This is a genomic window from Verrucomicrobiota bacterium JB022, assembly GCA_030673845.1.
Lineage (GTDB): Bacteria > Verrucomicrobiota > Verrucomicrobiia > Opitutales > Oceanipulchritudinaceae > WOUP01.
Window position 1 is genome coordinate 289,820 of sequence record JAUTCQ010000012.1, and the last position, 12,159, is coordinate 301,978.

The window sequence follows — 12,159 nt, forward strand, 5'->3', positions numbered from 1 at the left end:
CATTGGTCCAGCATGGCGCATTCCTGCCCAACGGTGAATTACTTCCAAGGGCCTTGCCCGCCACCGCCGAGTGCGATCGTGCCGGGTCGCGGGTCGGGTGAAGGAGCGCCCTCGTAATACACATGGTCGAGGAACAAGCCGCCCGCCGGAGCCGTCACCACTCGCTCGGTTCGGGTCGCGGATTCGAGGATCTCCCGCAGATCGTCGCCCGTCAGCCGACCGATGCCCACGTGCACGAGGCAGCCCGCAAGGCTGCGGACCATGCGAAACAGGTAGCCCGAAGCCTCGGTGTAGAGCGTCACATAAGGGCCTTCGCGCACCAGCTCCAGCCGCCGCATGTCCTTGACGGTCGATTCCTCCCGACCGTCGCGGGGATTGGCGGAAAAGGCCGAAAAATCGTGCTCGCCCAGCAGGAGTTTGGCCGCCTCGTTCATGCGATCGACATCCAGCCGCCAGTTGCCGAGCGACCAGTGCCAGCGGTAGTCGAAGGGGCCCGCGAAGCCCTCGAACATGCGGTAGATATACCGCTTCCCGGTGGCGGAAAAGCGGGCGTGGAAGTCGTCGGGCACACGCTCGGCACGGTAGACCTGGATCGAATCGGGGAAGCCGACACGCAGGGCCTTCAGCAGGTCTTCGGGCTCCCATTTCCACTCGCCGTCGAAGTGGAACACTTGCCCGCGCGCATGCACGCCACTATCGGTCCGCCCGGAGCCGTGGATGCGCAAGTGGCCTTTGAAAAGAAAGGCCAGGCGGCGCTCGATGTGGTCTTGGATCGTGTTCTGGCTGGGCTGAGACTGCCAGCCCTCGAAATCGGTGCCGTCGTAGGCGACGGTGCACTTCCAACGCATAGGGGATAGAAGCAAATCAGTTGAGGCTCGTCCTTAAAAGGAGTTTTTAAGCAACTAAATAGTTGCATTTCCAGCTGGCCGTGCAAATATGCAACCTAAAGGTTACCTATGAAAACACATACGATCACCAAACAAATCGACATCAACGCACCGGTGGCCCGAGTCTGGGAGGCCCTGACCGACCACCGCCAGTTTGGCCAGTGGTTTGGCATCAACCTCGAAGGGCCTTTCCAGCCGGGCAAGACCACGCGCGGCCAGATCACCTTCAAGGGCTACGAGCACGTCGTGGTCGACTTCATGGTCGAGAAGATGGACTCGCAGCGCCTCCTCGCCTACCGCTGGCACCCCTATTGCGTCGATCCTGAGGTCGACTACTCGAAGGAAACCCCTACGCTGGTCGAACTGGAGCTGACTCCCTCCGAACGTGGCACGCTGCTGAAGGTGACTGAGTCTGGCTTCGACAAGATCCCCACCCACCGCTACGACGAAGCCATGCGCATGAACACGATGGGCTGGGAGGAACAGCTGGAGAACATCGCCAACCATGTCGCGCCGAAAGTCTGACCTTATTGCCTCCGACCGCTACGACCCAGCGCCCGTTTTTGCGGCGCTGGGCGATGCCACCCGCCTCTGCCTCGTCAACCGGCTCTCCGGCGGCGAGGCGCGCTCGATCTCACAGCTGGCGGAGGGCTTCGACCTCACCCGACAGGCCGTGACCAAACACCTGCGCGTGCTCGAAGGCGCGGGCATCGTGCACAGCGTCCGCTCCGGCCGCGAAAGCCTCTACCAACTCGATCCTGCCCCCCTCGACGCCATGAAAGACTATCTCGACCGCGTCTCCGCCCAATGGGACCACGCCCTCGGCAGGCTGAAAGCCTTCGTGGAGGAGGGAAATGTGGAACAGGAGTGAGGAAGGGGATTTGAACAGAAGGACGCAAAGAACACGAAGAAGGTAGGCTGTCGTTTGTCGTCTTTGCGCTCTTGGTGTTCTTCTGTTGACCTCTTCCCTTCCCTACCCCGCTCGCAGGCTTTCGCGGGAGGCTTCGTCGCCGGGGACGGGGACGGCGGCGAGGAGGGTCTGCGTGTATGCGTGCTGTGGGTTGCCGATGACTTCGCTCGTGGGGCCCATTTCGACGATCTTGCCGTGGCGCATCACAGCGGTGCGGTCGGCGATGCGCTTGACCACGCTGAGGTCGTGCGAAACGAAGAGGTAGGTGAGTCCGTGGCGGTCTTGCAGGCCCAACAGCAGGTCGATCACGCGGGCTTGCACCGTGACATCGAGCGCGCTGACGGCCTCGTCGCAGACGATGAACTTGGGCTTGAGCGAGAGGGCGCGGGCGATGCAGATGCGCTGCCGTTGACCGCCCGAAAACTCGTGCGGGTAGCGCCACTGGTGCTCGGGCTCCAGCTCGACTTCGCGCAACAGTTGCGCCGCCACCTCACTGCGGTCGCCCTCCAGTTTGCCGTGCTCCTTCATGCCTTCGGTCAGGATGTCGCGCACGGTCATCCGGGGGTTGAGCGACGAAAACGGGTCCTGGAAGACCATCTGCAGATCGGACCGCAGGGGGCGGAACTCCTTGGGGCCGAGCTGGGTCAAATCTTTGCTGCGGAAGGTGATGCTGCCGGCGGTGGCCTTTTCGAGGCCGAGGATGGTGCGGGCGAGCGTGCTCTTGCCACTGCCGGATTCGCCGACCAGCGCGAGAATTTCGCCCGGGAAGATGTCGAGGCTCACGTCGTCAACCGCCTTGACGTGTCCTTTGGTCAGCGCGAGCAGGCCGCGCTTGATCGGGAACCACGTCTTGAGGTGTTCGATGCGGATCAACGGCTCGGGGGCAGGCTCAGGCACGGCGTCGCGGCGGCTGGCGTCGGTAATACGCGGCACGGCGCTGAGGAGCTGCTGAGTATAGGGGTGCTCGGGCGCGGAGAAGATCTGCCGCACGTCGCCCTGCTCCACCAGCTTGCCCTTTTTCATCACCACGACGCGGTCGCAGAGCTGCCAGATCACGCCCATGTCGTGCGTAATGAAGAGCATGGCCGAGTCGGGGCGCTTCATGCGCAGGATCAGCTCGAAGATCCCGCGCTGCGTCGTCACGTCGAGGGCGGTGGTCGGCTCGTCCGCGATGATCAGGTCGGGGTCGAGCATCAGGACCATGGCGATCATCACGCGCTGGCGCATGCCGCCCGAGAGCTGGAACGGGAAGCTGTCCATGCGCTGCTCGGGCTCGGGGATGCCCACCTTGCCCAGCCATTCGACGGCCACGCGGTGGGCTTCGGCCTTGGAAATGTTACGGTGCAGCCGCTGGGTCTCGATCAACTGCCGCCCAATGGTGTGCAGCGGCGAGAGGGCCGTCATCGGCTCCTGAAAAATGATCCCGATCTTGCGCCCCCGCACCTTGCGCAGCACGCCGGGGCGCAACTGCAGGAGGTCTTGCCCCTGAAACTGGGCCTGCCCCGCCTCGATCTTGCCCATGGGCTTGGGGATGAGCTGCAGCATGCTCATCGCGGTCACGGATTTGCCGCTGCCCGACTCGCCCACCAGCCCCAGCGTCTCGCCGGGCCGCACCTCAAAGCTCACCCCATCGACCGCCAACACCGTGGCGTCTTCCGTGCGGAAGGTCACACGGAGGTCCTGAACGTGGAGAAGCGGCGGTGTATCGGGCATGAAGAGGATTATTTTTTGAACAGGAGTTAAAAAGAGTTTTAAAACAGAAGAGCACGAAGGACACAAAGGCTTAGAATGTTCTCATTTATTTCTCTTCGTGTTCATAGTGTTCTTCTGTGAGATAAAAATAGGCGAACACTTCTTAACTGCGGTTCCAATTAAAGTTATTCAATGCGGCTCGCGACTCTTGGGTCGAAGGCGCTGCGGATGCCTTCGCCGACGAAGACGGTGAGCAGCAGCACGAAGAAGAGCACGAGGGATGGGTAAAGGATCAGCCACCAGGCGTGCGGGGCGTCCTGCGCTTGCGAAAGCAGCTCTCCCCAACTGGGGGTGGGCGGCGGCAGGCCAAAGCCGAGGTAGTCGAGCGCGGTGAGCACGCTGATCGCGCCCACGAGTGAGAACGGGAAAAACGTGATCAGCGGCACCAACGAGTTGGGCAGCATGTGGCGCCACATGATCTTGATCGGCGGGATGCCCATGACGCGCGCGGCTTCGATAAAGGGTTGCTTGCGCAGCTTGAGGAACTCGCCGCGCATGTAGTAGCTGATGCCGATCCAGTTGAAGACGGCGTAAACGAGCAACAAGAGGCCAAAGCTTTGCCCGAAGACCGAGCCGAGCAAGATGATCACGTAGAGGAAGGGCAGCGATTCCCAGATCTCGATCAGGCGCTGGCCCACGAGGTCGACCCAGCCCGCAGAGTAGCCCTGCAGCCCGCCAATGATGGTACCGACGATCATGGTCGCCGCCACGAGCACGAAGCCGAAGTTGAGCGAGATGCGCAGGGCGTAGAGGATACGCGCCAGCACGTCGCGACCGGCGTTGTCGAGCCCCATCGGGTGGGCGTCGGTGGGGCGAAAGGGATAGGCGACATCTTCGCGGCTGAAGCGCACGCGATAGGGCGCACCTTCGACCGTCACGTAGACATCGGGCACGAGGCTGCGGAAGCGGTCGGCGGCGGCTTCGCGCACGCGTTGCTGGTCGGCCTCGGCGAGGTCGTTCCAGATGGGGGGCAGCGCGGTGGCGGCCTCCCCTGCTTCGTCAAAGCTGGTCGTCTGGTAATTGCCCGCCACGCCGGCTTCGCGCAGGATCACGCGCACGACATTGGGCGCGCGGTCCCAGGGCTCAAAGGGAGAAAAGGCCAGCTCGATTTGTTCGCCGCTGGCATTGGTGGCGATGATCGTCTGCGCGGGCGCGGCCTGATTGGCGAAACGCTGCCGCACGGCTGCTTTGAAATCGTCACCCACCATCCAGTAATCGCCCAGCGGCTGGCCCCGGATTTCGCGGAAGCTGCTGCCGCCAAAGAAAAACTCGGGCGTCTGCGCGCGGCGGATCTCCAACTCTTCGTTGAGGTCGACCGATGCCACCTGCGGCTCGCGGAAAAACGAGACCTGGATCGTCTTGCCCGCGTCGATGTCGGCCGGGGGGATGTTCTCGTTGGGGCCGAAGGGCAGCGGCGGAAAGATCATGTAGTTGCCCTTCGTCTCGGCAAAGCGAGGCTCCTGCGCCAGGTCTTTGTAATCGACGCGCGTGTGGAGATCGCCCCCAAAGGCGGTGCCGGGGTAGTAGGCAAAGACGGGGAAATACCAGTTGCCCTCGTAGCGCACCACCAGCGGGCGGTCGTTGGCGAGGAAATTGGCGCAGAGGCCGATGAGGTAGAGCACCACCATGCCCCAGAGCGAGTAGTAGGCGCGGCGCGTGCGGCGGAAGCGTTGCCAGCGGCGACGCGTGATCGGGTCTATCGAGAAGCGCGGCATCAGTTTTTCTCAAAGGTGATGCGCGGATCGATCAGCGCATAGCAGAAATCCGAGAAGATGCGCCCCAGCAGCCCGAGCAACGATGTCAGCGCCAGGATGCCCATGAAGACCATGTAGTCGCGACTGACCATGGCATCGAGGCTCAGCCAGCCCATGCCGGGGATGTTGAACACGCGCTCGATCAGCACCGCGCCGGCGAACATGAGCGTAAAAATGCTGCCAATGCCCGTCGCGATGGGGATCATGGCATTGCGCAGCGCGTGCAGCCAGATGGCGCGGCGCAGCGTGCCCCCTTTGGCAATGACGGTGCGGATGTAGTCCTGACCGATCTGGTCGAGCAGCGAGTTTTTCATCAGCAGCGTCAGCACGGCGAAATTCCCGATCAGGTAGCAGAGCAGTGGGAGCACCATGTGGTGGAGCTGGTCGGTGATCTTGCCCCAGAGGGAGAGCGTGGCCCAGTTGTCGCTGCGGAAGCCGCCGAGCGGGAACCAGTCGAGAAAATGAGTCGAAGAGCCGGAAAAGAAGAGCTTGAGCAGCATCCCGAAGGCAAATGGCGGGATCGCGTAGCCCACAAATACGATGACGCTCGACCACAAGTCGAAGACGCCCCCATTTCTAAGCGCCTTGGCAATGCCCAGCGGGATACACACGAGGTAGCTGAGGATGAAGCCGGTGAGCCCGAAGGTGAGGGAGATGGGGAAGCGCTCGCTGATCAGCTCCCACACCGTCTTGTTGCTGTATTTGTAGGAGCGGACTTCCATGCCCATCTTGTCGTGCACGAGCCAGTTCCAGTAGCGCACATGAATGGGCTTATCGAAGCCGAAGTGGGCCTTGATCGCCTCCCGTTGCCGCTCGGAGATCGCTTGGGAGGCGTTGGCGCCCTGGACGTTTTGCAGCCCCCGCATCTGGATGATCGCCTGCTCCACCGGCCCACCGGGCACAAACTGGATCAGGATAAACGTGCTGAGCGTTATCCCGATAAAGGTCGGGATGACCAGCAGTAGCCGTCGGATAAAATAGGCGAGTCGTTCCATTTATGGATAGGAAAATTGGAACAGGAGTTAAAAGGAGTTAAAAAGAGTTTTTATTGCAACAGAAGAACACAAAGGACGCCAAGAGAGGATCTTGCTTATAAAGGAATCCGATTGTTTATGACTTGGGCTGGGATCTAACATTCTTTGAGACCTTTGTGTTCTTCTGTTGATCATGCTTGGCCCTCCGACTCCTTTTCACTCTTTTTAACTCCTGTTCAAATTAAAAATCTGCCCTATTCTTCTTCGCCTTCGTACCAGTCGTCGAAGCGGACCTGGAAGTCCTTGCCCGGGAGGGCGCGACCGGTTTTGCGGGCTTGCTGGAGGTCGGCGGCGGCGTAGTCGTCGTACCACCAGTAGCTGATGGCCGCATTGCCGTCTCCGAATTTGGAGAGCACAGTGTCGGGCATGCCAAACTTGTTCCAGTAGAGCAGGCGCGTGTAGTCGATGTTCCAAAGCAGGACGTAGGGCACTTCGCTGGTCACGATCTGGTCGATCTCGCGCACAATTTCGTCGCGCTGCTCGATGTCGAAGATGGTCTTCTGCTTTTCGATCAGCTCGTCGACCCGGTCGTCGGCAAAGCCCGTCACGTTGTTGCCGCCAGTGCGCTCGGCTTCCTTGGAGTGCCACATGCCCTCGGGGTCGCGCCAGAGGCTGGCGCCCCAGGAGGCCCAGGTCATGTCGAAGTTGAAGTCGTCCATGTCCTTCAGCCACGCGGCCCAGTCCTTGCGCTCGATCTTGAGGCGGATACCGACGTCCTTGAGGTCTTCCTGATAGATGACGAGGAACTTGTCGGTGCTGGCGTCGCGGGTAAGGAAGATGATCTCGAAGGGGCGACCGTTCTTTTCGAGGATGCCCGTCTGCTTGTTGACCTTCCAACCGGCTTCCTCCAACAGCTTGCGCGCCTTGGCCTTGTCGAAGGCAAACTGCGGGTTGGGACTCTTCTTCGTGCGGTCGTAGAGGTCTTCGAAGTAAGAGCTGTGGAGGAAATACTGGTTGTACATGATCGTCTCGTTCATCTTCTCGCGGTCGAGCAGATGAGCGAGGGCCTTGCGGACGCGGACGTCGTCGAAGGGCGCGCGGCGCAGGTTCATGGCAAAGCCCTGGAAGCCGATCGGGTCGTAGTTGTAGATCTGCTGCTTGGCAATCCAGTTCTTGTCGTAGGGCTCGCCTTGGGTCTGGCGCACCCAGCGGGCGGAGGTATAGACCTGGAAGAGGTCGATCTGGCCCTTGTTGAAGGCGTCGAAGGCTTGCTCGCGGTCGGGGAAGAAGCGCAGCTCGATGGTGTTGAAATTCAGCACCCCTTCGTTGGACGCGCGCTTGAAGCCCCACCAGTCGGCCCGGCGCTGCATACGCAGGTAGCGGCTCTCGGCCAACTCGCCGATCTTGTAGGCCCCGCCGACCACCGGGAATTCGAAATTGATGAGGTTGAAGTCCTGCTTCGCAAACGCGTGCTTGGGCATCACGTTGAAGGTGGCGAGCACGAGCAGGTTGCGCCAGTGGACTTCCTTGGCCTTGAAGCGCACGGTGCTCTGGTCGATGATCTCGGGCCGTTCGAAGGTTTCGAGGCCTACCTTGTGCACGCCAGTGAGGTTCTTGTCGTCGAGGATCGTATCGAAGGTCCACACGATGTCCTCGGCGGTCATGGGCTTGCCGTCGCTCCACTTGGCGCGCGGGTCGATGTGGAAGGTAAAGGTCTGCTTGTCGTCGCCGATGGTCCAGCGGTTGCAGATGCCGGGGATGAACTCTTTCGAGACCCCGTCGACCTCCAGCAGCGTCGGATACATCAGGTTGAAGATCAGGCTGCTGATAACATTGTTATCGAGGTAGTAATTGAAGCTTTTCGGGTAGTCCCCCACGTAGACGGAGATCGTCCCGCCCGGCATCGCATCGGGGCTGGCCAGCGGATCGGGCCGCTCTTGCCAGCCCTCCGGCGGGAAGCTCTCTTCGGCCTGCAGAAAGCCGGGCGCGGCAAAGGTGAGAAGGCTGAGGCTGGCGAGAAGGAGTCGATTGCGGAACTGGAACATCTTCAAAAGGATCGACGGTTTGCGTTGGAACGTGTAGGGGAAGTAACATACGGACTGCGATCAATCAAGAGTGGCGATAGCATTTGCAGCCTTCTACGACCGATCGCACGGCAGTGCCGACCACCAGCAGGTGAACGGTTGCAGCCCCCCATCACACTCTTACGCTCTCTATAATGCTCGATTTGCCTGCAGAGTTTCAGTCGGATTCCCCCCTCGACCTTGGGGTCTACCTGCATGCGATCGAAAGCGTCAACCATGGCACCGGGGTGAGCATCGCCGATGCCCGGCAGCCCGACATGCCGCTGGTCTTCATCTCCCACGGCTTTACCATGCTCACGGGATATCAGCCGCAGGAGGTGATCGGTCGCAACTGCCGCTTTCTCCAGCGAGACGATCACGACCAGCCCGACCTGCCCCAGCTTCGCGCCGCCATCCGCCAAGGCAGGCACTGCAATGTGCTGCTGCGCAACTACCGCAAGACGGGGGAGATGTTTTACAACGAGCTGTATTTGTCTCCCGTACACAATTCTGCCGGCGAGCTGACCCACTTTGTGGGCATCCAGCACAATGTGACGGAGCGTATCCGGGCCGAAGAGGAGACGCGCAAGGCCCTCGCCCGCGAGCGCGAGCTGAACGAGATCAAGAGCCGCTTCCTGCGCATGGTCAGCCACGAGTTCCGCACCCCGCTGACGGCGATCCAGGGCTCGGCCTCTTTTGTCCGCGAATACGAAGACCGCCTCGCACCAGAAAAGCGCGAGCGCCACTTTGTGAACATCGAGCAGGCGCTGAAGCGCATGAACGGCCTGCTCGACCAGGTGCTGCTCGTCAGCCGGGCCGAAGCAGGCAAGCTGCCCTTCCGCCCCACCCCACTGCAGCCGGTCGCCTTTTGCGAGAGTCTGGTGGAAGAGTATACCTATGCCTACCCCGGTCGCCGCATCCAGTGGCAGCCGGAGCTGGAGGCCAACAGGGCTTACCTGCTCGATGAAAACCTGCTCAGCCACATCCTGCACAACCTGCTGAACAACGCGCTCAAATACTCCCCGCCAGTCGAGCCGGTACACTTCCGCCTGGGGCTGAACGAAGACCGCCTCGTCTTCGAGGTGCGCGACCGCGGCATCGGCATTCCTCGCCCGGAACAGCGCGACCTCTTCCAGCCCTTCCACCGCGCCTCCAACGTCGGGCAGATCCAGGGCACCGGATTGGGGCTCAATATTGTAAAACGCTCGACGGAGTTGCACGGAGGCGAGATAACCTTCGAAAGCGAAGAGCGACGCGGCACCGCCTTTCGCGTCCGCCTGCCTGCTCAACCCGCCGCCTAGATACCCCCGCTATTTATGACCAAGATTCTCGTGCTCGAAGATGACGAACAGGTGGTGCTGCCCCTGGTAGACCTGCTGGAAGCCAACGGCTTTGAAGTGCATACCGCGCCCAATGGCCGGGTAGGTATCGAAATGGCCCAGAAGGACGCGCCCGACCTCATCATCTCCGACATCATGATGCCGGAAGTCGATGGCTACGGCGTCTTCGAGGCGATGCAGAACGACCCAAGCACGGCCATCATTCCCTTTATCTTCCTTACGGCCAAGACCGACCCCGCCGACGTGCGCGAGGGCCTGGGCCTGGGGGCAGACGACTATATCACCAAGCCCTTCCAGCCCAAGGATTTGCTGGAGGCCGTGCGCGTGCGCCTCGAAAAGTATCAGCGCATCACCCGCGCCGCCACGACCTTCAACGAGAACAACGATTACGAGCAGATCTTTATCAAGGACGGCGACAGCTGCTGGTTTGTCGAATACGAGCGCCTGCGCCTGATGGAGAGCGAGGACAACTACGTGCGGATGTATTTCGACGACGAGAAGCCGCTCATCAGCCGCACCCTCAACTATCTGGAGCAGCGCCTGCCCGCCCGCATGTTTTACCGGGCCAACCGCAAGCAGATCATCAACCTGAAGTGGATCAAGAATATCCAGCCCTGGTTCAATGGCGGCCTGCTCGTGACGCTGAAAGACGGCACCCGCATCCAGATGTCGCGCCGGGCCGCTCAGTCGTTCAAGACCAAACTGGGCATTTGAGCCAGGCTTGCCAAGGCGGGCGGTATGGTCGGCACCTTCGATGAGGGTGCTTTTTTGTCTACGCAGCGCCGATAAGACCCACGAGATCGGCCCTATGGACTTCACCCCCGGCTAAGGTCTGGCTGGCATAGTGAATATTCAAAGCCCGGGAACGCGCTCCTAAGGGCGTACCACTCCAGTAATGAGGCAATCACGGCCAGCTAGGCTTGCGGAAAGAGGGATCAAAAGGAAATTCCGAAAAATCCAAACGCAACCCGATATACCGTTTAAGGAACGATAGGAACCGCTAAGGATTCGTCTCTCGCCATTGAGCGAATTTGCCGGAGAATTGAGCGACCAAGCGGGGTAGAGTGCAGGGAACCTCTACCATACGATGAAAAAAATCTATCTCTCTACTACCTTGGCCGCGCTGTGTCTGACGCCGGCCTACGCCCAACTAGCCAGCAACATCTCACCGGCGTTTGCCGATGCCACTACGGTCGAAATGAATGGCACGACCTACCTACAGAACTGGTTCGGCACCTTCCGCACCGTCGACGGGTCCGAACTGAACAATGAGGAGTGGATCTGGCACGAGGAGCACGGCCAGATCTATCTCAGCGCCGATCCGATGTCGGAAACCCTTTGGTTCTTCGACCCCAACATCACCGAAGCCGGCCTGCGGGGGTGGACTTTTACCGACCGCGACACCCATCCCTTCATGTGGCTCAACGATGGCGGCGAGGGCGATCCCTTTTGGGTGCTCTACATGGTTGGCGTCGAAGCGCAAATGCCCACCCCGCGCGTCTTCTACAGCTACGCTACGATGGCACCGTTGCTACTGGAGCGGAAGTCCACCATGGAGATCCCGGAAATTGCGACCGATCTGGGCTTCAGCAGCCTCGTCGATGCAGTGGTGGCGGCCAACCTTGCGAGCACGCTCAATAGCGAAGGGCCTTTTACCGTTTTCGCCCCCACCAACGAGGCCTTTGCTGATATCTCCGACGTAACGGCGGGCCTGAGCACGGATCAGCTCGCCGATGTGCTGCTCTACCACGTCGTGCCGGGTACGCTGACCGCCAAAGATCTGACTTTTGACGTGGAAGACATGTTCTCGGGCGAGATGAACACCTTTTACGTCACCGCTGCGAACGGCGCCGACATCATGATCGAGGTGACTCCCATGGGCATCATGCTCAACGGCAGCGCCATGGTGATGCTCGATTCCGCCAACGTGATGGCCGACAACGGTGTGATTCACGCGATCAACAAGGTGATCATGCCGCCGAAGGATCTGGCGGGCGTGGCCAGCGATGCCGGCTTTATGCAGCTCGTCAATGCCGCCACCGCCGCCGGTCTGGTGCCCGCTTTGACGGGCGAGGACGACTACACGGTCTTTGCGCCGACCGACGAGGCTTTCGCCGCCATCGCCGACACTGTGGCTGGCCTGACGACTCCGCAACTGGTGGAAGTCCTCCAGCACCATATCGTCATGGGCAAGGTCTACGCCAGCGAAGTGCCAATGGACACCGAAATCACGACCCTCAGCGGCGGCACGATCGACGTCAGCAGTATGGATGGGCAACTGATGGTGACGAGCGAGACCGATAACAGCGCCGCCATCACCATGACTAACGTCCCGGCCCGCAACGGCGTGATCCATGTGATCGACACCGTGCTGATCCCGGATCTGGCCGATTAATCTCTTTTTAGAGCGACAGAAAGCACATGTAAGCACACGACAGAGTTAGTTACAGGAGAAGCGACCTGGCCCGCCCCCTTTCGC

The 12,159-nt window shown here is 60.8% G+C and carries 10 protein-coding genes; 5 read left to right on the forward strand and 5 right to left on the reverse strand.

Annotated elements, in window-relative coordinates:
* Positions 1-38 precede the first annotated feature (38 nt).
* Positions 39-848, reverse strand: coding sequence for a tRNA pseudouridine(38-40) synthase TruA (gene truA, locus Q7P63_08150; protein ID MDP0500059.1), 810 nt, complete (start codon positions 846-848; stop codon positions 39-41).
* Between the two features lie 108 nt (positions 849-956).
* Here truA and Q7P63_08155 point away from each other — a divergent pair, with 108 nt between their 5' ends.
* Together Q7P63_08155 and Q7P63_08160 are read left to right on the forward strand one after the other, a co-directional pair.
* The gene (locus Q7P63_08155; protein MDP0500060.1) at positions 957-1,412 is read left to right on the forward strand and encodes an SRPBCC family protein; all 456 of its coding nucleotides are present in this window, start codon (positions 957-959) and stop codon (positions 1,410-1,412) included.
* A complete protein-coding gene (locus Q7P63_08160; GenBank protein MDP0500061.1) occupies positions 1,393-1,758 on the forward strand; it encodes a metalloregulator ArsR/SmtB family transcription factor in 366 nt (121 codons plus the stop codon). The genes Q7P63_08155 and Q7P63_08160 overlap by 20 nt, the downstream gene beginning before the upstream one ends.
* A 102-nt stretch (positions 1,759-1,860) precedes the next feature.
* On the opposite strand, the gene Q7P63_08165 is transcribed toward Q7P63_08160, so the two are convergent.
* The 4 genes from Q7P63_08165 to Q7P63_08180 all read right to left on the reverse strand — a co-directional run bounded on the left by Q7P63_08165 (position 1,861) and on the right by Q7P63_08180 (position 8,322).
* Complete coding sequence (locus Q7P63_08165) at positions 1,861-3,510, reverse strand: ABC transporter ATP-binding protein (protein ID MDP0500062.1); 1,650 nt, start codon at positions 3,508-3,510, stop codon at positions 1,861-1,863.
* Positions 3,511-3,674: 164 nt separating this feature from the next.
* Positions 3,675-5,264 carry an ABC transporter permease subunit gene (locus Q7P63_08170; GenBank protein MDP0500063.1) on the reverse strand — a complete coding sequence of 530 codons (1,590 nt, stop codon included), beginning with the start codon at positions 5,262-5,264 and terminating at the stop codon, positions 3,675-3,677.
* The gene (locus Q7P63_08175) at positions 5,264-6,298 is read right to left on the reverse strand and encodes an ABC transporter permease subunit (GenBank protein ID MDP0500064.1); all 1,035 of its coding nucleotides are present in this window, start codon (positions 6,296-6,298) and stop codon (positions 5,264-5,266) included. Before Q7P63_08175 ends, Q7P63_08170 begins: the two co-directional genes overlap by 1 nt.
* 233 nt (positions 6,299-6,531) lie before the next feature.
* Entirely contained in the window at positions 6,532-8,322 is a 1,791-nt protein-coding gene (locus Q7P63_08180; GenBank protein MDP0500065.1) for an extracellular solute-binding protein, read from the reverse strand.
* 173 nt (positions 8,323-8,495) lie between these two features.
* Here Q7P63_08180 and Q7P63_08185 point away from each other — a divergent pair, with 173 nt between their 5' ends.
* The 3 genes from Q7P63_08185 to Q7P63_08195 all read left to right on the forward strand — a co-directional run bounded on the left by Q7P63_08185 (position 8,496) and on the right by Q7P63_08195 (position 12,075).
* A complete protein-coding gene (locus Q7P63_08185; GenBank protein MDP0500066.1) occupies positions 8,496-9,641 on the forward strand; it encodes an ATP-binding protein in 1,146 nt (381 codons plus the stop codon).
* Between the two features lie 15 nt (positions 9,642-9,656).
* Positions 9,657-10,394: a response regulator gene (locus Q7P63_08190; GenBank protein ID MDP0500067.1), complete on the forward strand. Its 738-nt coding sequence runs from the start codon at positions 9,657-9,659 to the stop codon at positions 10,392-10,394.
* Positions 10,395-10,767: 373 nt separating this feature from the next.
* Entirely contained in the window at positions 10,768-12,075 is a 1,308-nt protein-coding gene (locus tag Q7P63_08195) for a fasciclin domain-containing protein (protein ID MDP0500068.1), read from the forward strand.
* Positions 12,076-12,159 lie beyond the last annotated feature (84 nt).